This window comes from Acuticoccus kandeliae (assembly GCF_003073115.1).
This window is the reverse complement of sequence record NZ_QBBV01000001.1, coordinates 2,029,907-2,054,682: the sequence shown is the minus strand read 5'-3', so window position 1 is coordinate 2,054,682 and position 24,776 is coordinate 2,029,907. Positions and strand designations below refer to the sequence as shown.

Below are 24,776 nucleotides of genomic sequence, written 5' to 3'. Positions count from 1 at the left end.
TCGGATTGTGCGGGGAAAGCGTGCTCGCTTCCGATATCCGGCGCGATTGCTCTTCGCTCAGGTTGCTCCAACCTCAGCGGCAAGCGCGCGAGCTGTGCCGAAACCCACCGTAATCGTTGCACCAGGCCGTGTCACGGTCGGCCCATCTCGCCCGACCCTGACAGAAATCATGGCCAACGACACCGCCATGGTTTAACCCGACCCTTGGTATCAGAGATGGGGGCATTGTGAAGATTTTCGTTGGTTATGACGCGCGTGAAGATGATGCCTATCGGGTATGCGTCAATTCGCTCTTGCGGCACACGACGGGGCCGATCAGTGTCCACCCCCTCAAGCAAGACGTGCTGAGAGAACTGGGTCTCTACGCCCGCGCGGCGGATGTCGGCGCGGCGACGGCGTTTTCCCTCACCCGTTTCCTGACGCCCTACCTCGCCGCGGCGGACGATTACTGTATCTTCGTCGACTGTGACTTCCTCTTCACCGAATCGGTGACAAATGTTCTGAACGGACTCGAGCCCGGCAAGGCCGTCTACGTCGTGCAGCACGATTATGTGCCGCGCCAGCAGATGAAGATGGACGGGCGCACCCAGAGCACCTACCCCCGCAAGAACTGGTCGTCCTTCATCCTGTTCGACGGGCGCCATCCGAAGGTGAAGGCGCTCACCCCCTCGGTCGTGAACAAGGAAAGCCCCGCCTACCTCCACCGCTTCAGCTGGCTGGAGGATGACGAGATCGGCAAGCTCGACCTCAAATGGAACTTCCTCGTCGGCGAATATGATGCGCCGTCGGCCCCGCCGGCCTCGATCCACTACACGAACGGCGGCCCGTGGTTCGAGAACTGCCAGGATGTCGACTTCGCCGACCTCTGGCTGAAAGAGCTCGCGATGCTGCGCCCATGAGCGACGCGCCGGCCGATCCCGACACGCCGGAGGCGGTCCCCGCCCGCCTCCACGCCGACCGTGTGGAGGACCGCGTCCTGCACGGCTGGGCGCACGGTCCGGCCGGCACGCCGCTCACTCTGCGTCTCGACGACGACCCCGTCGCCACGTGGCGCCGCGCGATCGACCGGCCGGACGTCGACGAGGCCGTCGGCGACACGTCCGGCCCGAAAGGCTTCACCTTCCCGGTCGCCCCCCTCGGAGGATTCCTCGCGCTGTTGCCGGAAGGCCGGCGGCCTGCCGCGACACTCGGCTTCGGCGAGGCGCGTCTCGCCATCGACCCCGCGCCGCCCGCGCGCACGATGGCAACGCTCGGCGCGGTGTTCGTGGACATGTGGCTCGCCGACAGCCGCCACATCCGGATGCGCACCGGCGGCGCGCCAGCCCGCATCATCCTCCTCCAATATGACGGCCGCGTCTTCCGCGCCGAGGCGGCCGCGCCGCCGCGCGAAGCGATCGTAACGCTCGGCCTCGCCGACCCCACCGCGCCGATCCTCCTCCTCGTCGAGACCGACCCGGGGCCCGTCATCGACCTCATCCCCTTCCCGACGCTGCTGCGCGGCGGCGCCCATGCGGCCGAGACGCTCGCGACCGTCGGCGGCGATGCGGGGCTCCCGGCCCGTGCGAGCACGCTCGCCGCCCGCCTCGCGCGCCGCACCGCGCCGCGCCTCATCGCCCCGGAGCCCGGCTGGGAGACGAGCCACCTCCTCGCCGACAGCGCGATGGCCGGCTTCATCGCCGCCCACACGACGACCGTGCCGGGCGCTGCGGACGAGCCGCCCCTCCCCCTCGGCGAGGACGAGATCCCGACGATCGCGGCCCTCTGCGGCGAGGCCTCCGGCCTCATCGTGACCGACCCCGCCCCCGGCGGCGAGACATGGATGCTCGGCCCGATTCTGCCGGACGCGGTCCGCGCCGTGCTGCCCGAGGGGTGCCCGCCGCCCCCGGCCGGCCACGCGCTGGAGGCTCCGGCGGTCATCCGCGCACGCGCGGTGCGCGACGAGGGGCTCGACCCGCTCCTCTTCCCCCTCCCGTCGGACGCCCCCTATCCGGACCCGCTCCGCTTCCGCCTCGCGGTCCTCCCCGGCGTGCACACGCCGGAGCCGCTTCTGGAATCCCTCGCCGGCCTGCCGTTCGAGACGGTGGAGCGCGGCCCGTTCGGCAGCCTCGCCGACGACCCGCGCCCGGTCCTCTTCGCCGACCCCGCGATCGTCTTTCACGACCGGCGCACCGTCGCCGCCCTCACCCGCATCGCCGTCGCGGACGGGGTCGCGACCGCCGCCGCCATGATCATCGGCGAGCCGGCGGAGGGCCAGATCACCGCGCACGACCGGGTGCGCGCGGCCGGCCTCTTCCCGACCTATGCGGCCGTCGACGCGCCGTGGCGTCCGGCCGTCGGCCCGATCAAGGTGAGCCGCTTTCTGCCGCGCACGGCCTACGCCGTCGCCGCCAACGACCCCGCCTGCGTGATGGTCGCGGCCGACGTCTTCCCCCTCGCGCCCGACCTTTCTCCCGATGAGCCCGACGCGCTGCCACGCCTGATGGCGCACGCGAGCCGCGTCGGTGGCGCCCACATCGCGACGACCTGGTTCAGCGTCTTCGATCGCGGCTCGGCAGTCCGGCCGACCGTCGCGCCGGCCTTCCACGCGGCGGACGCGACCCCCGTCTCCACCGCGCGCCGGCTCATCTGATGCGGATCGCGATCGTCGCCCCGTCCGCCGCCTTCGCCGAGTCGGCCGGGGCGCGCATCCGCTATCGCCGCCTGATCGACGCCGCCCCGGCAGGCACCATCGCGATGACCCCCATCGACGCTCTCGCCGAGGCCGACGCCTACCTCTTCTCCAAGACCTATCAGAGCGCCGCGCCCGCGCTCGCCTACAGCCTCGCCGCGCGCGGCAAGCGCGTCGCGCTCGACGTGTTCGACGACTATTTCTCCGACCCGCGCGACACGCGCATGGCCCGCTTCCGCCACTGGTTCGACGAGATGGCCCGCGCCGTCCACCGCGTGACCGTCTCGACCCCGGCGCTGGCCGACCGCCTCGAACCGCGCCTTCCCGCACGCCCCCTCGTCATCCCCGACCCCGCCGCGCCGATCGACCCCGCCGCGCTCGCGGCAACGCTGCGGCGGAAGGCCGAGGCGATGGATCCGGACGCGCTCGAAATCCTGTGGTTCGGCATCGCCTCGAACCCCTATTTCGAGGCGGGTCTCGGCGACCTCGCCGCCTTCGCGGGCGCGCTCGGCGCGGCGGGCACGCGCCACCGCCTCACGATCCTCACGAACGCGGCCGGGGCGAAGGAGGAGGCGCTGGCGGCCCTCGCCAAGGCGCCGGTTCCGGTCCGGTGGGCCGAATGGTCCGAGGCGGCGGAGGCCGAGGCGCTCGCCCGCGCGGACGTTGCGGTCCTTCCGGTCGGGAGCGGCCCGTTCGTGACGGCGAAGTCGCTGAACCGGGCGATCACCGCCCTCAGCGCCGGGACGCAGGTCCTCTCCCTCGGCGCGCCGCTCTACGCCCCGCTCGACACCTTCCTCTATCGCGATCTCGAAACGCTCATCGCCGACGCGCGGTGCGGCTCTCTGCGGCTGCGCTGGTCGCGCGCGGCCTGGCTCATCGACAAGCTCGACCGCGTCGCGAGCGCGGCCGACGGCGCGCGCCGCCTCGCCGCGATGTTCGAGGCGATCGCGCCGGAGCCCCGCCCCCCGCACGCGGTCATCCTCGGCGAAGGGGCGGAGCGCGACCTCGTCGCGGCGAGCGGCGCCCTCACGATCGGCTTCGACGATGCGGCCGACATCGCCCTCGGTGCCCTCGGCGACGCGATCCATCTCTCCCCGGCCGCCCGCGCCCAACTCGCTCCGGCGCATCGCAGCGGGGCGACGCTCGCCCCCGCCAGCCTGGGGCTCGCCGTGCCGCCACCCCTCTCCGGCCACGGCGTCGTCGACCTCGTGCGCCAGCGCGAACGCTTCGGCGCGGCGCGGGCGGCTGCGGCAGCGCTCCTGCCGGACCACGCCGTCTTTCTCGCCCATGACGGGCTCCTCGCGCCATGATCACGATCGTCCTCTCGCTGATCCAGGACATCGCGATCGCCGCCCCCATCCTGCGCCGGGCGGCGGGGCGGGACGTCGCGATCCTCCTCGCGCAACGCCTCGCGCTGGTCCCTGCTGCGCGCGAGCGCCTCGCCGCGCTGACGGCGGATCTCTCCAGCGTCTCGGTGTTCGAGAGCACGGCGGGCGGGCTCCACGCGCTGAACGACCGGTCGGGCCTCGTGCTCTTCCCGGCCGAATCGCGATCGCCCCACCACCAGCCGACCCACCGGCTCGCCGCCGCGCTCCCCGCGCGCTTCGTGTCGGCAACGCTCCAGCACGGCTATGAGTGCATCGGCTTCCTGCACAACCGCGCTCATGACCGCACGCCGGGCGACGCGGGCTTTGCGGCCGACATCGTCTGCGGCTGGTTCGCGGCCGACAGGCTCGTCTCCGTCCCGCCCGCCGACCGGGGCAAGATCATGACGACCGGCTCGACCCTCTTCCTCGATGACGGACCGGCCGACTGGCTCGACGCGGTGATGGCGGGCGCCCCCGCCCCCGACCCCGTGGGGCGCAGCGACGCGCTGCTCGTGTGTGAAAATCTCGGCTCGGTTCGCCTCGCCGGCGCGCCGAAGGCCGCCTTCCTCGATGCGCTGAAGGCGGTCGCGCGCACGCGCCCCGTCGTGGTGCGCCCGCATCCGGCCGGGCCGTTCGCAAAGGGAGAGCTCGCGGTGCCGCCCGGCGTCACGCTCGACGCGCGGCCGATCGAGGCGGCGGATCTCGGCCAGTATCGCGCCGCGATCTCACCGCCCTCGACGGTGCTCTTCGACCTCATGCGGCACGACGTGCCGGTCGCGCTGTGGCGCGACCCGCACGGCATCATCGACGACCGCCTCTATGGGAATCTGCCGCGCGTCGGGCCGCCCGGCGAATGGCTCGCCTTCCACGAGCGCGCGGCCGACCCGGCGGCGATCGCCGGCCAGCGCGCGTTCGTGCGCTATCTCGGCTTCCCTGCCGACACGCGGGCGCGCTTCGACGCGCTCCTCGCGCTCGGCGAGGATCTCTGAGCCCTACTCGATCTCGTCGAGCACGCTCTCCAGCGTCGAGAACAGGATCTCGATCTGCTCCTCGGTGATGATGAGGGGCGGAGACAGGGCGATGATGTCGCCGGTGATGCGGATCATCAGCCCGCGATCGAACGCCTTCACCATCGCCTCGTAGGCGCGCGCGCCCGGCGCCCCGTCGCGCGGCGCAAGCTCGATCGCGCCGACGAGGCCGAGATTGCGGATGTCGATCACGTTGCGCCGGTCCGCGAGGCGGTGGATCCGCTCCTCCCACATCGGCGCGAGATAGGCCGCGCGCAGGAAAAGGTTCTCCTCCTCGTAGGTGTCGAGCGTCGCGAGCGCGGCGGCGCAGGCGAGCGGATGGCCCGAATAGGTGTAGCCGTGGAAGAACTCGATCGAGGCCCCCGATGTCGCGTCCACCACCGTCTCGTAGATGTCGCGCGAGACGAGCGCCGCGCCCATCGGCACGACCGCGTTGGTGATGCCCTTGGCGAGCGTCATGATATCTGGCGTCACGCCGAAATAGTCGGCGGCGGAGGCGGTGCCGAGACGGCCGAACCCGGTGATCACCTCGTCGAAGATGAGGAGGATGCCGTGCCGGTTGCAGATCTCGCGCAGGCGCTGGAGGTAGTTGTCGGGCGGCAGGAGGACGCCGGTGGAGCCGGCGAGCGGCTCGACGATGACGGCCGCGATCGTGCTCGCCCCGTGAAGCTGGACGAGCCGCTCCAGATCGTCCGCAAGCTCGGCCCCGTGGCGCGGCGAACCCTTGGTGAAGAGATTTTCCTTGAGGTGCGTGTGGCGCATGTGCGCGACCGGCTGGAGGCCGGTGCCGAACGCCTCGCGGTTCTTCATGATGCCGCCGACGGCCATGCCGCCCCAGCCGGAGCCATGATAGCCACGCTCGCGCCCGATGAGGCGGGTGCGCTGGCCCTCACCGCGCGCACGGTGATAGGCGATCGCGATCTTCAGCGCGCTGTCGACCGCCTCGGACCCCGAATTCGCGAAGAAGACGTGGTTGAGGCCGGACGGGAAGAGCTGGGTGAGGCGCGAGGCGAGCTCGAACACCAGCGGGTGGCCGAACTGGAAGGTCGGCGCGAAGTCGAGCTCGGCGACCTGGCGCTGCACCGCCTCCACGATGCGCGGGCGCGAATGGCCGGCATTGACGCACCAGAGGCCCGCCGTCCCGTCGAGGATCTGGCGCCCGTCATCGGTGACGTAGTGCATGTCCTTGGCGGACACGCACATGCGCGGCTCCCGCTTGAAGGCCTTGTTCGCCGTGTACGGCATCCAGAAGCTTTCAAGATCGTTGGGGCGGTTGACGCGAGCGTCCATGGTCACGGCCTTTTCGAGATGGGACGCGCCGGGAGGTGACGGCGCAAACCCGAGTGATAGCAGGTGTGCGCCGCCTCTGTCAGTGTCCCGCGATCAATGCTGCCCTCGCCGTCACGCACGCTTTTGCAGCGTCGCCACCCAGTGGGCGCGGCCCGGTGTGCCGAGATCGTCCTCGCGCAGCGTGACGAGGTGGAAGGCGCGGAAGAGGACGGTGAAGCCCTCCGCGTCGCAATAGAAGTGCGGGTGGATCTTGTCGTCCTCGGCCATATCGTCGACCCAGGTGTCGGTCGCCACCATCCGCCCCACCCCGCACAGGATGTTGCGCTTCGACAGCATGGTGATCGCGAGCCGGCCGCCTGGCCGCAGGACGCGCGCGATCTCGGCGATCGTCGCCGCCACGACCGGCGGATCGCCGTGATAGATGACGTTCCAGGAGACGACAGCGTCGAAGGTCGCGTCCGCGAAGGGGAGCGCGTTCATCTTCGAGGCGTGGGTGGTGACGGGGAGGCCGCGCGCGGCGGCGCGGGTCTGCTCCAGCGCCTCGGGGCTCGCATCGAGCGCGTCGACCACGAAGCCGAGCCGGGCGAGCGCCAGCGCATGGCGGCCGACGCCGCAGCCGAGATCGAGCGCACGTGCGGCGCCGGCGAGCCGCGCGGCCGCTGCGAAGGCGACGATGTCGGCCTCCGGCTCGCTCCACTCCGCACGCCCGTCCTCGGTGCGCCATGTGGCGTCCCAGGCAAGGTGCGCCGTGTCGGTGTCCATTGTGCCGCCTCCCATGTCTCGGACGGCCGCTGGCGGCCGCCCCTTTTGGGAGGACTTGGAGACCCGGGCCGCGCCCTAGTCAATCGTGATGGAGGCGTCCCGCGCGGAAATCACCGCACCGTCGCGCACGATCTCCATGCGCGCCTCGTAGGTGCCGGGCTCCAGCCCGTCTTTCAGGCGGCGGCCGCCGAAGCGCATCGACTGGGCCATCGGGCGGTCGACCGCCTCGGTGTTGTCGATGTCGAAGCCGGGGCCCTTCAGGACGAGGCGCTGCTCGTCGCCCTCCTCCACGCCGATCGCGAGACCGTAGGCGACGAAGGCGCCCGCGCCGGGCTTGATGGTCTGGTTCGTGCGCCCGTTCTCGATCATGTCGATCGTCACCGGCGCATCGTTGAAGCCGAGCGCGATGATGTGCGTCTCGCCGACATTCTTCATCGCGGCGGCGGTCGCCTCATCCCACAGAGGCGTGCCCATGTCGCCGCACGCGGCCTCGCCCTGGACGAGGCCGGTGAAGGGATCGATCACCTTCCCGTCCTTCATGTACTGGACGTGGACGTGCCGGAAATCGACGAGGCCGGACGCGCCCGCGACGCCGATCACGTCGCCCTTCTTCAGCGCCTGCCCCGGTCGCACGCGCAGCGAGCCCGGCTCCAGGTGGCAGATCTGGGACTGCCAGCCGCCGCCGAGATCGAGGATCACGCCATTGCCGCAGGCCATGCGCGAATCGACGTTGAGCGGCTCGGAGAAGTCGCGGTTCGGCACCCCGTCCCGGCCGCGCAGCATCGTGCCGTCGGCGGGAGCGATGACATCGAACGTCTCGCCCATGAGGGGGCGGAAGTCGGTGCCCTTGTGGCCGTCATTCGTCATGTGGCCGCACAGATAGTCGGACATGCCCTCGGTGGGGTCCACGTCGACATATTTCTGCACGAAGCACGTCTCGCCCGGCACGCAGTCGACCGGCATGCCGAGCCGGATCGGCTCGGCCGCGGTCGCGGCCCCGGTGATGGCAAGGCTGGCGGCGATCGCGAGTGCGGTTCTCATAGGGGCCCCCTTATGTCGCCCCGATGAGATGACGCCCCCGGCGCATTGTCTCAAGGGGGTGAGGCCAAACGCCTATGTGATCAGCCGCTTGCGAGCGCGGCCTCGACATCGGCGCGGCGCGGGATCGGCGCGATCGCCCCATACCCCTCGACCGACAGGGAGGCCGCGCAATTGGCGTAGCGCGCCGCCTTGCCGACATCGCGATCCCCGATCCAGGAGGCGAGGAAGGTGCCGTCGAAGCAATCGCCCGCCCCGCTCGCGTCCACGAGCTTGGTGCGGCGCGGTGCGATTTCATGCAACGTGTCGCCATCGCCGACGAGGGCGCCGTTGTCGCCGAGCGTCAAGGCGACGATGCGCGGGCCGAGGCCCTGATAGAAGCGCACGATCTCGGCCGGGGAATCGAGGCCGGTGAGCGCGCGCGCGTCGTCGATGCCGGGGAGGCATATGTCGACGAGGGAGAGCGCGCCGTGGATCACCGCGCGCGCCCGGTCGATCGGCCAGAGGCGGAGGCGCAGATTGGTGTCGTAGGCGACGGTGACGCCCGCCTCGCGCGCCATCCGCATCGCGGCGAAGCAGGTGTCGGCCGCGCTGTCGGAGATCGCCTGGCTGATGCCGGAGAGGTGCAGCACCTTCGCGCCACGGATCGTCGCCTCCGGCAGGTCCTCGGGCCGCATCAGCGCCGCGGCCGAGCCTGCGCGGCGGTAGGAGAAGACGTGCCCCTCGGGCCGGTGGTGGACGAAATAGATGCCCGTCGGTGCGTGCGGATCGCGCGCGACGGTTTCGGACGACACCCCCTCGCGCGCCCAGAGCCCCATCAGCGCGTCGCCGAACTCGTCGGTGCCGACGCGGCTGATCATGCCGGTCTTCACCCCCTGGCGGGCCGCGGCGATCGCCACGTTCGACGTGTCGCCGCCGAAACCCTCCAGCCAGCGGCCATCATGCTGCTGGTTGAACTCGACCAGCGGCTCCCCGAGCGCGACGATATCCATCAGGCGATCGCGCTCTGGGCGGCGTCGGCGAAGCGCTTGGCGTCCTTGGCGACCGCCTCCAGCGACTTGCCGGGCTTGTAGAGCGCGGAGCCGATGCCGACGCCCGTCGCGCCGCCCGCAATCCATTCAGCGAGATTCTCCGCGTCGACGCCGCCGGTGACGACGAGGCGCGTCTCCTTCGGCAGCACCGCGCGCAGCGCCTTCACGAATTTCGGCGAGATGCCGTCGCCGGGGAAGAGCTTCAGCGCGTCGGCCCCTGCGTCGAGCGCGCGGAAGGCCTCGGACGGGGTGAACACGCCCGGCACGGAGATGAGGCCGCAGCGCTTCGTCGCCCGCACGACCTCCTCGTTGAAGTTCGGCGAGACGATGATCGTGCCGCCCGCGTCCGCGACGCGCGCGACGTCCTCGGGCTGCAGCACCGTCCCGGCCCCGACGATCGCCTCGGCGCTGAACTCCTTCGCCTGGATGGCGATGGAGCGGAACGGATCGGGCGAGTTGAGCGGCACTTCCATGATCGGGATGTGCGCGTCGAGCAGCGCACGACCGACACCGATCGCCTCATCCGGCGCCATGCCGCGCAAGACGGCGACGATCGGCATCCGGGCGAGCGCCTCATCAAGGGTCATGACGCACCTTTCATTGGTGGGGTAAGCGACGGCCTCTTCCTGCCGCGTCGCGGAGGGGCCGTCAAATGGCGCCGCGCGCCTTGGCGACGAGAACGAGCCCACGGGCCGCGCTCTCCTCCGGCGCGGTGACGGCCTCGATGCCGAAATGGTCGAACGCCGCGCGATAGCGCACGCTGAGCGCGGAGGCGCCGACGATGATGGCCTTGCCGATGCCGGCGCAGGCCGACTTCACCTCGGCCCCGATGAGGAGGCCCGACAGGAGATCGGCGGCCGCGTTCTCGTCGACGCGGCCCATCAGCCCCTCGGCGCGGATCGAGAAGACGCGGGTCAGGATGTCGCCCGGCTCCGTCAGCCCGTCGGCGGCCTCGAGCCCCTTCGTGAAGGCGGCGTCGTCGCCCCCCTTCCCCATCATGCGGGAGAGGATCGTGTGGTCCTTCAGCGCGCCGAACACGTCGCCGGTCATGAAGGTGCGGAAATCGGTGATCGTGTCGTCCGCGACGGTGACCCACTTGGAGTGCGTCCCCGGCAGGACAAGCGTGCCGGACGAATCGCCGAGCGCGTCGAGCGCGCCGAACACCTCGACCTCCTCGCCGCGCATCACGTCGGCCCAGTCGCCGCCGTCCATGCCCTTGGCGACGCCGGGCACGATCGCGACCTCGCCGAGCGAGGGGGCGACCACGGGCATCAGCCCGCGCGCGAGCGCCGGGAGGTCAGCCGGCGTCGGCACATAGGGCGCCTCGTGCCAACCCTGGCGGCTGCCCACCATGCCGGACATCAGGATCATCGCCTGGGGATCGTGGGCGCGCCAGGCGCCCACGGTCTCGGACAGCACCGCCTCGAACCCGCCCGCCGGCACGGACATCAGTCCGGCCGACGATTCGGTGCGTTCGACGACGGCGCCGTCATCGCCGATGAGGTACGCGCGAAGCCGCGTCGTCCCCCAATCAACCCCGATCAGCATCAGTGGCTGTGACGGGGGATGAAGCGGCGGGCGATCTTCTTGTATTTGACCGCCGGCTTCAGAACCATGCCCTCGGCGAGCTGGTCGACGCAGCCGCGCTGCAGCTCCTGCCACGGGGTCTGGCTCTCCGGGTACTGGTAGCCGCCCGCATCCTCGAGCTCCTTGCGGCGCAGCGCCAGCTCCTCGTCGCTGATCAGGATGTCGGCCTGACCGTTCTTGAGGTCGAACCGCACCTTGTCGTTGGTGCGCAGGAGCGCGAGCCCGCCGCCCGCCGCCGCTTCCGGCGAGGCGTTCAGGATCGAGGGCGAGCCGGAGGTGCCGGACTGACGCCCGTCACCGACGCACGGCAGCTCCCCGATGCCCTTCTTGATGAGGTAGTCGGGCGCCCGCATGTTCACCACTTCCGCCGCGCCCGGATAGCCGATCGGCCCCGTGCCACGGATGAAGAGGATGCAGTCGGCGTCGATCTCCAGCGCGGGATCGTCGATCGCGTGGTGATAGTGCTCCGGCCCGTCGAAGACGATGGCGCGGCCCTCGAACACTTCCGGATGGTCCGGGTGCGAGAGGTAGCGCTTGCGGAAGTCCGGGCTGATCACCGAGAGCTTCATGATCGCCGAATCGAAGAGATTGCCGTGCATCACCTTGAAGCCGGCCGACGGCTTCAGCGCGGTGTCGAAGGTGCGGATGACGTCGGCGTCGAGGATCTCCGCATCGCGGCAATTCTCGCCCATCGTCCGGCCGTTGGCGGTGATCACGTCCTCGTGGATCTTGCCATGCCGCATCAGCTCGGCCACCACCGCCGGGACACCGCCCGCGTGGTGATAGTCCTCGCCGAGATAGTCGCCGGCCGGCATCAGGTTGACGAGGAGCGGCACATTCAGGCCGACCTTCTCCCAGTCCTTGATGTCGAGCTCGACGCCCATGTGGCGCGCGATCGCGTTGATGTGGATCGGCGCGTTCGAGGAGCCACCGATCGCCGAGTTGATAACGATCGCGTTCTCGAAGGCCTTGCGGGTCATGATGTCGGAGGGCTTCAGGTCCTCGTGCACCATCTCCACGATGCGCTTGCCCGTAAGGTAGGCCATCGCCGCGCGTTCCTTGTGGACGGCGGGGATCGCGGCCGAGCCCGGCAGGCTCATGCCGAGCGCCTCGGCGAGCGAGTTCATCGTCGTCGCCGTGCCCATGGTGTTGCAGTAGCCGGGCGACGGGGAGCCGGAGGCGACGAGGTCGATGAAGCCCTTATAGTCGATCTCACCGGCGGCGAGGAGGCGGCGCGCCTCCCACACGATGGTGCCCGCGCCGGTGCGCTTGCCCTTGTACCAGCCGTTCAGCATCGGGCCCGCCGAGAAGGCGATCGCCGGCATGTCGACGGTGGCGGCGGCCATCATGCAGGCCGGCATCGTCTTGTCGCAGCCGATCGTCAGCACGACGCCGTCGAGCGGATAGCCGTGCATCACCTCGACGAGGCTGAGATAGGCAAGGTTGCGGTCGACCGAGGCGGTCGGGCGCTTGCCGGTTTCCTGAATGGGATGGACGGGGAATTCCAGCGCGATGCCACCCGCCTCGCGGATGCCTTCGCGAATGCGCTTGGCAAGCTCGACATGCGGGCGGTTGCACGGAGACAGGTCCGAGCCCGTCTGCGCGATGCCGATGATCGGCTTGCCCGACTGGAGCTCGTCCAGCGTGATGCCGTAGTTCAGGTAGCGCTCGAGATAGAGCGCGGTGGCAGACGGATCCGACGGATCGTCGAACCACTCACGGCTGCGCAGTTTGCGTTTTTCAGACACGGTTCATCCTCCCAGAGGCCATCACCTCTAGCTTAAACCGATCTAAGAAGAACAGTGGTTTGCGACAGTTTTGAATGACCGCATTCTGGCGGCCTGCCGCGGCGCGGCGCGTCAGGCCGCGCGGGCGGTTCCGGCGCCGGGGACGAGCGCGCCGAAGGCGGCGCTCATGAGGTTCGAGCCCTCCAACATCGCCTCGCGTGCGAGCGAGAACGGGGTCGGGTCCGGCGTCAGGATGATGCCGTCCACTTCGTCGGGCGAAGCGGCGAGCCGGCCGCCATAATGGCGGGCGAGCTTCTGCATCACGCGGTTCTCGCGCAGGCACGTCATCTGCAGCATTCTGAGCCCGTCATTCTTGGCGATGAGGACCAGCCGGTCGAGAAGCAGGCCGCCGAGGCCGCGGCAGCGGAACTCTTCCTCGACGCTGAAGGCGAGCTCGGCGCGGTCCGGCGCGTCCGCGCCGAAGGGTCGCAGCTCACCGACGCCGCGCAGGACGCCCTCGACGAAGGCCCCCTCGATCACCGTGCCGGGGTCCGGCTCGCGCGCCGCATGCTCGACGAGGAACGTATCTCCGATCGCGCGGCCGAAGCGCATCCGCCGCCCCTCGCGATCGAGGCGCAGCAGATGGTCGCGATAGAGCGGGACCTCGTTCGGCCACAGCCGTCGAACGACGACCTCGCTTCGAATGAAGGGCTCCGCGGCTTGCCGTCCCACGACTCGTACTCCGTGCACCGCACACACATTCGGTGTGCACAGCACAAAAATGTTCAGCGGGGTCGAAAGGGGAAGGCAAGCGGACGCAAAGCAGCTTTGCCGCCAGGGCCTAACTGCCGGATTCTCCCGGGAATCCGGCGTTTGGAGGCGGCCGTGACGGCCCTGCGTTGCTGCGCCGCAACACGCATGCTCTCCGCCGCGGAAACCCAAGCGCGAACGGGCCGCGCCGTGTTGCATCGCAGGATAGAAATGGCAGAAAACAGCAACCGATTCAGACATTTTTCGGAAGCGAGGAATAAAGAACGCTTCCGGCGCGTTGATCCACGTCGCACGTTGTAACAATGGGCTCGGCAGCGGGCATATGGATGCGCTCAACACTTGCAAAGTGGGCCAAGGTGGCGTTGGACATGGGGCGCGTGCCCCAGCGTTCGGGGTCGGAGTCCAGTCGAGCCTAATGTCGCCACCCCAGTCGCGGCGCGTCCTCCTGCTTCAGGGGCCGCCGACTCCCTTCTTCTCCGTGCTCGAGCGCGCGTTCGCGGATCAGGAGATCCCCGTCCGCCGCGTGCTGCTGCACGCCGGGGACGCGCTGCGGGCGAGCTACAAGGGCATCCCCTATCGCGGCACCCTCGCTGAGTTCGAGCCCTTCCTCGACGCGCTGATGGGCGACGAGGCGATCACCGACGTCATCTATTTCGCCGACCGGATCCCCTATCACCGCATCGCGGAGCGGGTGGCGACGCGGCGCGGCGCGATCCCCTACGCCGTCGAGAACGGCTATCTGCGGCCGGACTGGCTGACTCTCGAGCCGGGCGGCATGGGCGCCTATTCCCGCTTCCCGGCCGAGCGCGCGCAGATCGAGGCGATCGCCGCGGACGCGCCGCCGATCGACGATTCGATCCACTTCCGCCACTCGTTCGCCTCCGAGGCGTTCTTCGACGTGAGCTACACCCTCACCCGCCTCGCGGGCAGCGGCGGCTACAGCCATTTCGAGCGGGACCGGCCGAATCACCCGCTGAAGGAGTACATTTCCTGGCTCCCCCAGCTCGTGCGCCGGCAGATCGCGCGGGCGCGCGCGCCGACGCAGATGCGGCGCGTCACGACGGAGAGCAAACCCTTCTTCCTGTTCCCGATGCAGCTTCAGGAAGACTACCAGATCCGCCACAACTCGCCCTACCAGCGGCTCGCGGACCTGGTGCACGAGATCTTCTCCTCGTTCGCGCGCTCCGCGCCGCGCGAGACGTCGCTGCTTGTGAAGATCCATCCGCTCGACAATGGGCTGGAGAATTGGCAGCGCACCTTGAAGCGCGCCAAGCGCGACTATGGGCTGACGGGTCGCATCCGGATGCTGTCGGCCGGCTCGCTGCCGGAGATGCTGCACCATTGCGAGGGCGTCGCGCTCGTGAACTCCACCGTCGGCATCTACTCACTGCGCGCGGGCAAGCCGACGAAGTCGCTGGGCGCCGCGATCTACAATCTGCCGGGCCTCACCGACCCGCAGCCGCTCGACGATTTCTGGCAGCAGCCGAAGAAGCCAGACCTCGACTATGTGGACGCCTTCGTGCGCGCGCTCGCGAAGGCGACGCAGCTCAAGGGCTCGTTCTATGACCGGACGGGCATGGAAATTGGCGCGCGCGAGATCGTCCGCCGCGTCGCCGCCGGCTACGGGGCGAGCGACATGTTCGTCACCCCGCCCCCGCGCCTCGAAGCCGCGCTCGCGATGGGCGTGCCCGCCGATCCCGTCCCCGGCCGCCACCCGCCGCGCAACAAGGGCCGCATCGGCCCTCCCTGAGGCTGGCCTTCGGCGTCAGCCGCGCAGAAGCCCGTCGACCGGGCGCAGGTCCGCCGTTTCCGGAAACACGTCCACCCCGAGCGCCTTGGCGTCGATGCCGAGATGGTCGCGCAGCGTCCCCTTGAGGACGGCGCGCAGGTCCGTCGTCGGATAGAGGTCACGCCCCTCGTAGAGGGCCTTGTCCGAGAGGCCCGGCCAGTCGCTGATCACCCGCCCGCCCGCGACTGCGCCGCCGAGGATCATCGCGACCGTCGCCGTGCCGTGGTCGGTGCCTTGCGAGCCGTTCATGCGAACCGTGCGGCCGAACTCCGTCATGACGGTGACGACGGTGTCCTTCCACGCCGGCCCCAGGGCGAGTCGCAGCGCCTCGATCGCGAGGTCGAGCCCGGAAAGGGTCAGCCCGAGGCTCCCGTTCACGACGCGCTGGCCGCGATGGGTATCGAAGCCGGTCATGTCGAGGAAGCCGATCCGCGGGCCGTCATCGGCGGACATCGCGCGGCCCGCTGCGGTGGCGGCGGCGACGGTCTGGCGGTGGATGCCGCGCACGTCCATCCCCTCCATCCCCGCCTTCAGCGAGGCGGCGACCTCGCGCTCCGAGCCCGCGACCATTTCGAGCCGCAGCCCCTCCGACAGCGCCTGCGCCAGCACCGGGTCGGTGTGCTCGTAGAGCGAGAGGAGACGGGCGCGCGTGTCGTCGGAGGCGGCGGGGAGGCCCGGCGGCAGCCACGTCACGACATTCGGCGCGCCGCGCATCACGAGCGGCGTCGCGGACGCCGCGGCGAACCCGCCCTGGCGGGCGATCCGCTCGTCGGGATCGAGGAGGCCGATCGCGCGGCCGAGCCAGCCGTCGCGGTGGTGGAGGTCGGACGTCGTCCCGTTCTCCAGGACATCCTGCGCCTGGAAGTGGGAACGGTCACGATAGGGGGTGTGGGCGGCGTGGACGAAGAGCGCTTCGCCGTTGCGATAGAGGTCGGCAAGGCGCGGCATGCGGCTGTTCAGCACGAAGAAGCCGTCGAGCGGGACGCCGGCATCGGGCCCCTCGGTCGGCATCGCCGCCATGTCGCGCACCGCCTCGTAGGCGGGGTCGCCGATGGGGGCGACGGTCGCGAGGCCGTCCATCCCGCCGCGAAGGATGATGGTGATGTAACGCGGATCACGTGTGCCGGCCGCGCGCGCGAGCTTCGGGATCGAGGCCCACGCGGTGAAGGCAGCGCCACCGGCCAGAAAGCCGCGTCGAGTGGGATGCAGCACGGGACTATCTCCGTTGAAACGCGGGACTCATGAGGAGAAGGACGATCGCCTGGGACGGATCCTCGGCGCGGGTGACGGCCTCGGCGACGAAGGGGTCGAGGTCGTCGCCGAAAAGCGCGACGGCGAGCTCCGGCACATCGCGGATCATGGCGTGGCGGCGGGCGACTTCAAGCACGAAGTCCATCCGCTCGAGCATGCTGTCGCCACCGAGAAAGGCGCGGTCGTCGTCCGGCCAGCCGGCAGGCGACGGCGCGCCCCACACCTCCTGCGACAGCGCGTTCGCGGCGCGCAGCACGAAGGGCGCGGGCAGCGCCTTCACCCCGAGCGCGCGCCCGCTCGCCACCATGAAATCGTAGGGCAGCACGGTCTTCACCGGCGGCGTGTCCCAGGCGACGTCGCTCCGCACGAGGGTGCGGGCGAGCTCGCGCAGATCCCCGCCGGTGACGCGGAAGCTGTCCTCCAGCGCCGCGATCAGCGTGTCGGGCGCATCGTCGCCCACGAAGTGGCGGGCGAACTTGCGCGCGACGTGGCGCGCGGTCGCCGGGTGCGCGGCGAGATCGTCGAGGACGGCGATCAGCTCCTCGTCCGGCGCGGTGTCGTAGGTCTTGCCGAGGATCGTGCGCGGGCCCGGCTCATGCCAGCGCCGCTCGAAGACCGGCACCTCGCGCCGGGCGAGGAAGCCGCCATTCCAACCGGTCAGCGTGTGGGCGAGCGCGATGACGTCGGTCTGCGTGTAGCCGCCATCGACGCCGAGCGTGTGGAGCTCCAGGAGCTCGCGCGCCAGATTCTCGTTGATCGCGGTGTTGCCGCGCCGCTGCCCGGCCCGGCTGTTCGGGCCGATCGAGCGGTGATTGTCGAGATAGATGAGCATCGCCGGATGCGTCGTCGCCGCGGCGAGCATGTCGGGGAAGTGGCCGAGCACATGGGGGCGGATCGCCTCCCGCTCGAACGCCCCGGCGAGGAGGCGCACGGGAAGCTGCTTCTTCCACTCGATGGAGAAGTGGTTCGACCAGAAGAGAACGAGCCGCTCCACGAACGGATCGTCGGTCGCGATGCCGTGCTCGATGCGGGCGAGCACCTCGGCGCGGCGCCCCTCCTGCACGGTCGCGCCGCGATTGCGGACCGCGTCCTCGCGCGCCGCCATCTCCTCCGGCGTCGCATCGTCGGTGCGCAGCGCGCGCGAGGCCTCCTGCACCGGAATCTGGATCGCGACGAAGGTCTCGCGGATCGTGTCGACGCCGGGCAGGTCGGCGGTGATCATAGCGGCGCCGGGGCGCTCGCATTGCGCCTCGACATAGCCGACCGGGTCACCGGCGATGGCTTCGATGTCTCCCGGGCGCGGCCCGAGGCCGAACCGCGTCAGCGCGGTCAGCTCGCGTGTCCTCATCCTCGCTCCCCATGGGCACATGGCGGCGAGACAGCGCCTCGCCGGACTCCAGAAAGCGCGTGCCGGTCACGACCGGCACGATAGGGTGCATCCTTGCAGCCCGATGGCTGAACCGCCGCTGAAGCCGCCTCCGCGCGCGTTCGCCCCGCCCGGCCTAGCTCCGGAGCGGCTGCAGGATCGAGACGTAGTTCGCGACGGCCGCGCCACCCATGTTGAAGATGCCGCCCAGTTGCGGATTGGCAAGCTGCATGTCGCCAGCCTCCCCCGCGAGCTGCATCGCGCTGATGACGTGCATCGAGACGCCCGTCGCGCCGATCGGGTGGCCCTTCGACTTCAGCCCGCCCGACACGTTGACCGGCAGCTTGCCGGTGATCTCGGTCCAGCCTTCCTCGATGGCCCGCGCGCCCTCGCCCTCCTTCGTCAGCCCCATCGCCTCATATTCGAGGAGTTCGGCGACGGTGAAGCAATCATGTGTCTCGACGAAGGAAAGATCCTCGAGGCCGACATTCGCGGCGCCGAGCGCCCGACGCCAGGCCTCGGCGCAACCCTCGAAGCGGATGATGTCGCGCTTGGACATCGGCAGGAAATCCTGCACGTGGGCAAGGCCGCGGAAGGCGACGGCCTTCTTGCGCGTCATCGCGGTCGCAAGATCCGTCAGCACCACGGCCGCCGCCCCGTCGGAGACCAGCGAGCAGTCCGTCCGCTTCAGCGGCCCCGCGACGAAGGGGTTCTTCTCGCTCTCGGTGCGGCAGAACTCATAGCCGAGATCCTTGCGCATCTGGGCGAACGGGTTCTTCACGCCGTTCTTGTGGTTCTTCGCCGCGATCTTCGCGAGCGCGTCCGACTGGTCGCCATGGCGCTGGAAATAGAGGCCGGCGATCTTGCCGAACACGCCGGCGAAGCCGCCCGGAATCTCCCCCTCCTCGGCGAGGTAGGAGGCGCGCAGGAGGTTCTCGGCGATCTCGGGCCCCGGCGTCTTCGTCATCTGCTCGACGCCGACGACGAGGACGAAGCGCGACTGGCCCGCCGCGATGGACTTGATGCCCTGGTGGATCGCGCCGGAGCCGGTGGCGCAGGCATTCTCCACGCGCGTCGCCGGCTTGAAGCGCAGCCGGTCGTCGGCCTGGAGCACCAGCGAGGCGGTGAAATCCTGGCGCGAGAAGCCGCCATTGAAGTGGCCGAGCACGATCTCGTCGACGTCTTCCGGGCCGATGCCGGCGTCCGCCATCGCCTCGGTCGCGACCTTCGTGATCAGGCTTTCGACCGTTTCATCGGCGAGCTTGCCGAAGGGCGTGTGCGCCCACCCCACCATGGCTGCGGTCATCGTCTCTCACCCCCCATCATTGGTCCCGGCGAGGCTGGAAGCCGGCCGGCCGGACGCGGCGACCTTAGCGCGCCGCCGCGCGATTGGGGAGGCAGTGATGCCGAGGCTCAGGGCCCGGCGGCACCCGCCTCCCCTTGAGGGGAATTTGGGGGCGCTAGGTGTTGGTCGCCACCACATAGTTCAGCGGCAGGCGGCCGCCATCGGCGTAGATCGTCTGGCCGGTGATGTAGCTCGCCTCGTCGGAGGCGAGGAAGGCGACCACGGCCGCGATCTCCTCCGGTTCGCCGACGCGGCCCATCGGGGTGCGCGACATGACGGTGCGCTTGGCGGCCGGGTCGCGGTTCACCGTGGCGAGCATCTCGGTCTGGATGCTGCCGGGGCCGACCGCGTTCACGCGAATCCCGTATTGCGCGAGGGACAGCGCCGAAACACGGGTGAGTTGCGAGAGGCCCGCCTTCGAGATCGAATAGGGCACCTGGCCGGGCAGCGCGAAGACCGCGTTGATCGAGCTCATGTTGACGATGCTGCCGGGCCCCTCGCCCGCCTTCACGCGCTCGACCATGTGGCGCGCAACGGCCTGGCTCAGCAGGAACGCGCCCTTGAGGTTCGTCCGCATCACGCGGTCGAAATCCTCCTCCTTCAGCTCCAGGAACTCGGCGCCGCCGACGATCCCGGCATTGTTGACGAGCACGTGGATGCCGCCGAACGCGTTCAGCGTCGCGGCCACCAGATTGCGCACGTCGAGCTTCTCTCCGACATTGCACTCGGTGAAGCGCACCGTGTCTTCCGGGCCGAGCGCCTTCGCCGTCTTCGACCCGCCCTGCGTGTCGATATCGGCGATCATCACGCACATGCCTTCGGCGACGAGGCGCTCGGCGATCGCGCGCCCGATGCCGCGCGCGCCTCCGGTGACGATGGCGACTTTGCCTTTCAGCCCCTTCACGCGGTGGTTCCGCGCTGGCTCACGGCGATCTCGATATCGGCGAGCGCCTCGGGGTCATCGATTGTTGCGGGCATGGTGTAGGTCTCCCCGTCAGCGATCTTTTTGATCGTGGCCCGCAACGTCTTCCCGGAACGCGTCTTCGGCAAGCGGGGGACGGGGATCACATGCTTGAAAGCGGCGACGGGACCGACCTCCTGGCGCACCTTTGCCACAAGTTCGGCCTCGAGACCCTCGCTGGCGCTCCCAGGACGCAGGACGACGAAGCCGACAGGCACCTGCCCCTTGATCGGATCGTCCGCCCCGATGACCGCGCATTCCACGATCGCGGGGTGGGAGGTGAGCACGTCCTCCATCACGCCGGTGGAGAGGCGATGGCCCGCGACGTTGATGACGTCATCCGTGCGCGCCATGATGAAGACATAGCCGTCATCGTCGATGAGGCCGGCGTCGGAGGTGTTGTAGTAGCCCTCGAACGCGTCGAGATAGGCCGAGCGGAAGCGCGCGTCGTCGCCCCACAGGGTGGGCAGGCACGAGGGCGGCAGCGGCAGGCGGATCGCGACATTGCCGAGGATTCCCGGCGCCAGCACCTCCCCTTCGTCAGACAGGATCGTGACGTCATAGCCCGGCATCGGCTTCGTCGGCGAGCCGTGCTTGATGGGGAGAAGTTCGAGGCCCATCGGGTTGCCGACGATGGTCCACCCCGTCTCGGTCTGCCACCAGTGATCGATGACCGGGACGCCGAGCGCGGTCTCGGCCCAGGCGACGGAGGCGGGGTCCGCCCGCTCGCCGGCGAGGAAGAGCGCGCGGAAATCGGTAAGGTCGTGATTCGCGGGGAGCTTGCCGTCCGGATCCTCCTTCTTGATCGCGCGGATCGCGGTCGGCGCGGTGAAGAGGGCCGCGACCTTGTGCTCGGCGATCACGCGCCAGAAGGCGTTGGCGTCGGGCGTGCCGATGGGCTTGCCCTCATAGACGAGCGTCGTCGCGCCATGGAGGAGCGGGGCGTAGACGATATAGGAGTGGCCGACGACCCAGCCGACGTCGGAGGCGGCCCAGAACACCTCCCCCGGCTTGATGCCGTAGATGTTCCGCATCGACCAGGCGAGCGCCACCATGTGCCCGGCATTGTCGCGCACGACGCCCTTGGGGCGCCCCGTCGTGCCGGAGGTGTAGAGAATATAGAGCGGGTCGGTGCCCTTCATCGGCTCGCACGGGACGGTGCGGCCGGCGGCGAGTGCGGCCTCGTAGAGCGCGCCGAGATCGTGATCGTCCGCCGCCGAAAGGTCGGCCGCACGCTCGGGCCGCTGGAAATAGAGAACGGGCGGGCGCTCGCGCGCGAGACGCGTCGCCTCGGTGATCAGCGGCTCGTAGGCGACGATGCGGCCGGGCTCGATGCCGCAGGAGGCGGCGAGGATGAGGGACGGCGCCGCATCGTCGAGACGGGCGGCGAGCTCGCGCGCGGCGAAGCCGCCGAACACGACCGAATGGATCGCCCCCACCCGCGCGCAGGCGAGCATGGCGACGAGCGTCTCCGGGATCATCGGCATGTAGATGATCACGCGGTCGCCCTTGGCGATCCCGAAATCCTTCAGGACGGCGGCCATCGCGTTCACGCGGACCGCGAGGTCGCGATAGGTCCACTTCGTCTGCGATCCCGTCAGCGGGGAATCGTGGATGATCGCCAGTTGGTCCGGGCGCGTGTCGAGGTGGCGGTCGACCGCGTTCCAGCACGTGTTGCAGACCGCGTCGGGAAACCAGCGGCCATAGGGTCCGTCTTTCGGGTCGAACGCCGTGCGGGGCGCCTCGAACCAATCGATTGCCTTCGCAGCGCTCAACCAGAACGCGTACGGATCATCCCGCCACGCGGTCATCGTGGCGGCATATTCCCCAGCCATAGCTCCCCCCGTCGACGCTCTTCCCGGCGCAGGTTGAACGATGCCACCAACGCCGGGTCTGCGCAAACGGTCTGGTTCGCAGCCACTGAGCCGCTTGTCAGCAGATGACAAACGTCTCCATGTGGCGTGCCGAGGCCGCTATTACAATGTTCTGATTGTTGCTATTAGTTTTTGTTAAGTTTTGAGACGTGCAATTTCGTCTTTTACTCGGAGCTTTTCGCGCTTGATCTGAATTGCCTGCAGTCCATCGAGACTCGGCTGATGGGAAAGAGACTGCAGCTCTGCTTCCAGAGCGGCGTGCTTACGTTCCAACGCAGCCTTGCGTGACTCTGCCGACATCGGCTCCTCCATGCTTAGCTCACTCAAGATTAGCACAGAATAACGCGAGATGTACATCCGTCGGTTGAAAATCACCTATCGTGTTGCGTGTGCTGTGGACGGCGTGAGGATCTTCCCCCGCTCCGTCACGAGGACGATGGCGAGCACGATCGAGGAGTAGATGAGATAGCCGAGGACGAGCGGCCCCACCGTCTGATTGTAGAGCTGCCCCATCGCACCACCGAGCACGGCGCCGATGCCCGTCATCACAAAGCCCACGAAAGCCGCGCCTGTTCCGGCCACGCGGCCGAGCGGCTCCATCGCGATTGCATTAAAGTTCGGCAGAATGATTCCGATGCAGAAGAAGCAGATAATCGTGAAGCCGAGCATCATCGCGACCGGCATCTCGGCGCTCACCAGGAGCGAGAGACTTGCCAAAATCGAAGCGCCGATGAGCGCGAGGAGCGCCCCGTGCGACAAAAGGCGCATCCCGAGCTTTTGGACAAGACGGGCGTTCACGAAGGTCGCGACCACCATCGCCGCCGCACCGCTCGCGAAGGCCGCCGGGAACCAGTCGACGATGCCGTAGACGTCCGCGAAGAGCTGCTGCGAGGTCGCGACATAGTTCATCAACCCGCCGAACAGGAAGCCGAGCGCCAGCATGTAACCCATGGTGAGGCGGCTGTTGATCATCAGGCGAATCGCTTCGACGAGCGTCACCGGCTTGTGCTCGATCAGCGCCTTGTTGGTCTCCGGCAGGCGCAGATAGACCCACACGAGGTTCAGCGCCGCGACGAGGAGCAGGAAGGCGAAGATCGTGTGCCAGGAGCCCGCCATCGCGATCAGGCTGCCGATCGCCGGCGCGATGATCGGCACCATGATGAAGACCATCATGATGAAGCTCATCACCTGGCTCATGGCACGGCCGGCGAAATTGTCGCGAACGACGGCGACGGCGACGACGCGCGGCCCCGCCGCGCCGATGCCCTGGATCGCCCGCCCGACGAGGAGCATCGTGAAGCTGTCGGCGCTGAGCGCCACCGCCCCGCCGATGAAGTAGACGACGAGGCCCGCCATGATGATGGGGCGCCGCCCGAGCCTGTCGGAGAGCGGCCCGGCGATGAGGTGACCGGTCGCGAAGGCGACGAGATAGACGGTGACGATGAATTGCTGCTGGTTCGGATCGGTCAGGCTGAAATAGGCCGCCATGTCCGGCAGCACGACGAGCATGACGTCGACCGACAGCGCTGTCATCGCCATCATCATCGCCATCATCGCCACGAATTCGCCCATCGAGAGGCCGAGCGCGTTCGCCTCGCGGTTCATTGCAAGTTCCTTATCAATCGGACGGGCCCCCGTGTGCCCAGCCGGATCCGGGACCACGGGTCCCATCGAAGTGAAGCCAAGAGCGCCGGGGCGTCGTCTCAGGCCTGAGAGGCGCGCTCTTCGTCCTGCCGGTCGGCGTCTCTGACCCTGCCGGCGAAATAGGCGATGATGAACGGTACTGAAATGGACAAGGCGATCATTCGCGTCGCGTGCAACAGCGCCACGAAGGCCACGTCCATCCCGAGAAGGAAAGACAGGGCGATCATCGCATCGATGCCACCGGGCGAATAGCTGAGGAAGACCGCGCCGAGCGGCGCTTCAATAACAAGTGATATCAGAAAGGCTATGATGAAGGCGACGCCGAACGCCGCCACGAAGGAGAGCAGCGAGGCGACGATCATCCGCCGCAGCCCCTTGCGCGACATGTTCGTGAAGCGGACCGCGATCGAGGTGCCGAGCGCGATGAAGGCGATCGCGGCGAGCCAGGCGGGCACCGCGATCGTCACGAGCCCCGCCCCGGAGAGGAAGGTCGAGGCGAGGAGCGGTCCGAGCAGCGTCGCCGCCGGAAGGCGCAGCTTCGTCGCGATGAAGGCTGCGGCGAAGGCGATCGCGATCGTCACCGCCACGTCGATGAGCGTGTAGTCAGGGGGCGCGGTGGAGCGCATCCCGGCCGCTTCCGATCCGCCGATCAGGAACGGGACGATGGCGACGAGGATGATGAGGCGCGTGACCTGGGACATCACCACGCGGTCGATCCGCGCGCCCTGGTCGATCGACACCGCCAGCACCAGCGAGAAGTTGCCCGGAATCGAGCCGCAGAGGCTTGAGAGCCGATCCCAACCGCCCACATGGCGCAGCACCCAATAGCTCGCCGCCGTGGCGCCGACGACAACGCACAAGAGGCCGATGAGCGCGACGGGGAAGTTCGCGAGATGGCTGAGCGCGTCCGGCGTGATGCCCGCCCCGATCATGGTGCCGAGGATCGAGAAGGTGCAGAAACGCAGCCAGTCCGGCATGCGCGAGGGCAGCTTCAGCACGACCCAGATCGTCACCGCGGTGGTGCTGCCGGTCAGGAAGGCGGCGGGCGCGTTCAGCCAGTAGAAGAGCAGCCCGCCGAGCGAGCCGACGGCGAACGTCCCCAGCACCGCGACGGCGTCGCGGACCTTGGGCGATTCACGTCCAGGGGAAGCAAAGGGGAGGAATGGCGATGCCATTCCGTCCTTCTAGGCCAAGTCGCCGCATCTTCGAACCATGCACGGACGCATTGCAACTATGCGCGTGCCGGGGGGCACCGCGGGCGCCCCTCCGATGGGTGG

21 protein-coding genes are annotated in these 24,776 nt (G+C 69.2%); 5 read left to right on the top strand and 16 right to left on the bottom strand.

Translation table 11 applies throughout. The annotated features are described in order from the left end of the window. Positions 1-341: 341 nt before the first annotated feature. From DBV35_RS09360 to DBV35_RS09345, 4 genes are read left to right on the top strand one after another with little or no spacing between them, the layout of a single operon-like run. A complete protein-coding gene (locus tag DBV35_RS09360) occupies positions 342-899 on the top strand; it encodes a hypothetical protein (RefSeq protein ID WP_205648525.1) in 558 nt (185 codons plus the stop codon). Then, positions 896-2,629, top strand: a complete 1,734-nt coding sequence (locus tag DBV35_RS09355) for a hypothetical protein (protein WP_108659885.1) — start codon at positions 896-898, stop codon at positions 2,627-2,629. The genes DBV35_RS09360 and DBV35_RS09355 overlap by 4 nt, the downstream gene beginning before the upstream one ends. After that, positions 2,629-3,978 (top strand): hypothetical protein, encoded by a 1,350-nt coding sequence (locus tag DBV35_RS09350; protein ID WP_108659884.1) that lies wholly within the window; start codon positions 2,629-2,631, stop codon positions 3,976-3,978. Before DBV35_RS09355 ends, DBV35_RS09350 begins: the two co-directional genes overlap by 1 nt. Continuing rightward, on the top strand, positions 3,975-5,024 hold the full coding sequence (locus DBV35_RS09345) for a hypothetical protein (protein WP_108659882.1): 1,050 nt from the start codon (positions 3,975-3,977) through the stop codon (positions 5,022-5,024). Before DBV35_RS09350 ends, DBV35_RS09345 begins: the two co-directional genes overlap by 4 nt. Before the next feature lie 3 nt (positions 5,025-5,027). On the opposite strand, the gene aptA is transcribed toward DBV35_RS09345, so the two are convergent. The 8 genes from aptA to DBV35_RS09305 form a co-directional block, all read right to left on the bottom strand. Then, complete coding sequence (gene aptA, locus DBV35_RS09340) at positions 5,028-6,353, bottom strand: omega-aminotransferase AptA (protein WP_108659880.1); 1,326 nt, start codon at positions 6,351-6,353, stop codon at positions 5,028-5,030. 111 nt (positions 6,354-6,464) lie between these two features. Then, positions 6,465-7,115: a class I SAM-dependent methyltransferase gene (locus DBV35_RS09335; protein WP_245943887.1), complete on the bottom strand. Its 651-nt coding sequence runs from the start codon at positions 7,113-7,115 to the stop codon at positions 6,465-6,467. 75 nt (positions 7,116-7,190) lie between these two features. Next, the gene (locus DBV35_RS09330; protein WP_108659878.1) at positions 7,191-8,156 is read right to left on the bottom strand and encodes a M23 family metallopeptidase; all 966 of its coding nucleotides are present in this window, start codon (positions 8,154-8,156) and stop codon (positions 7,191-7,193) included. A gap of 80 nt (positions 8,157-8,236) precedes the next feature. Continuing rightward, the gene (locus DBV35_RS09325; protein WP_108659877.1) at positions 8,237-9,145 is read right to left on the bottom strand and encodes a sugar kinase; all 909 of its coding nucleotides are present in this window, start codon (positions 9,143-9,145) and stop codon (positions 8,237-8,239) included. Next, positions 9,145-9,771 (bottom strand): 2-dehydro-3-deoxy-6-phosphogalactonate aldolase, encoded by a 627-nt coding sequence (locus DBV35_RS09320; RefSeq protein ID WP_108659876.1) that lies wholly within the window; start codon positions 9,769-9,771, stop codon positions 9,145-9,147. Before DBV35_RS09320 ends, DBV35_RS09325 begins: the two co-directional genes overlap by 1 nt. 61 nt (positions 9,772-9,832) lie before the next feature. Then, positions 9,833-10,732 (bottom strand): 2-dehydro-3-deoxygalactonokinase, encoded by a 900-nt coding sequence (locus tag DBV35_RS09315; RefSeq protein WP_108659875.1) that lies wholly within the window; start codon positions 10,730-10,732, stop codon positions 9,833-9,835. After that, entirely contained in the window at positions 10,732-12,519 is a 1,788-nt protein-coding gene (locus tag DBV35_RS09310; RefSeq protein ID WP_108659874.1) for an IlvD/Edd family dehydratase, read from the bottom strand. The genes DBV35_RS09315 and DBV35_RS09310 overlap by 1 nt, the downstream gene beginning before the upstream one ends. 111 nt (positions 12,520-12,630) lie before the next feature. After that, entirely contained in the window at positions 12,631-13,230 is a 600-nt protein-coding gene (locus tag DBV35_RS09305; RefSeq protein ID WP_157961650.1) for a GNAT family N-acetyltransferase, read from the bottom strand. 454 nt (positions 13,231-13,684) lie between these two features. Here DBV35_RS09305 and DBV35_RS09300 point away from each other — a divergent pair, with 454 nt between their 5' ends. Continuing rightward, the gene (locus tag DBV35_RS09300; protein WP_157961649.1) at positions 13,685-15,019 is read left to right on the top strand and encodes a capsule biosynthesis protein; all 1,335 of its coding nucleotides are present in this window, start codon (positions 13,685-13,687) and stop codon (positions 15,017-15,019) included. Positions 15,020-15,034: 15 nt separating this feature from the next. Here the strand turns inward: DBV35_RS09300 and DBV35_RS09295 are convergent, their stop codons facing one another. The 8 genes from DBV35_RS09295 to DBV35_RS09260 all read right to left on the bottom strand — a co-directional run bounded on the left by DBV35_RS09295 (position 15,035) and on the right by DBV35_RS09260 (position 24,674). Then, positions 15,035-16,270 carry a DUF1501 domain-containing protein gene (locus DBV35_RS09295; protein WP_108659871.1) on the bottom strand — a complete coding sequence of 412 codons (1,236 nt, stop codon included), beginning with the start codon at positions 16,268-16,270 and terminating at the stop codon, positions 15,035-15,037. A gap of 4 nt (positions 16,271-16,274) precedes the next feature. Next, complete coding sequence (locus DBV35_RS09290) at positions 16,275-17,657, bottom strand: DUF1800 domain-containing protein (protein ID WP_157961648.1); 1,383 nt, start codon at positions 17,655-17,657, stop codon at positions 16,275-16,277. 154 nt (positions 17,658-17,811) lie between these two features. Continuing rightward, positions 17,812-18,981: an acetyl-CoA acetyltransferase gene (locus tag DBV35_RS09285; protein ID WP_108659869.1), complete on the bottom strand. Its 1,170-nt coding sequence runs from the start codon at positions 18,979-18,981 to the stop codon at positions 17,812-17,814. Positions 18,982-19,135: 154 nt separating this feature from the next. Further along, the gene (locus tag DBV35_RS09280; RefSeq protein ID WP_425428452.1) at positions 19,136-19,924 is read right to left on the bottom strand and encodes an SDR family NAD(P)-dependent oxidoreductase; all 789 of its coding nucleotides are present in this window, start codon (positions 19,922-19,924) and stop codon (positions 19,136-19,138) included. After that, a complete protein-coding gene (locus tag DBV35_RS09275) occupies positions 19,921-21,816 on the bottom strand; it encodes an AMP-binding protein (RefSeq protein ID WP_108659868.1) in 1,896 nt (631 codons plus the stop codon). Before DBV35_RS09275 ends, DBV35_RS09280 begins: the two co-directional genes overlap by 4 nt. A 174-nt stretch (positions 21,817-21,990) precedes the next feature. Then, positions 21,991-22,167 (bottom strand): YdcH family protein, encoded by a 177-nt coding sequence (locus tag DBV35_RS09270; protein ID WP_245943886.1) that lies wholly within the window; start codon positions 22,165-22,167, stop codon positions 21,991-21,993. Positions 22,168-22,230: 63 nt separating this feature from the next. Then, entirely contained in the window at positions 22,231-23,460 is a 1,230-nt protein-coding gene (locus tag DBV35_RS09265; RefSeq protein ID WP_108659867.1) for a Bcr/CflA family efflux MFS transporter, read from the bottom strand. Positions 23,461-23,558: 98 nt separating this feature from the next. Then, positions 23,559-24,674: an AbrB family transcriptional regulator gene (locus tag DBV35_RS09260; RefSeq protein WP_108659866.1), complete on the bottom strand. Its 1,116-nt coding sequence runs from the start codon at positions 24,672-24,674 to the stop codon at positions 23,559-23,561. Between the last annotated feature and the right edge of the window lie 102 nt (positions 24,675-24,776).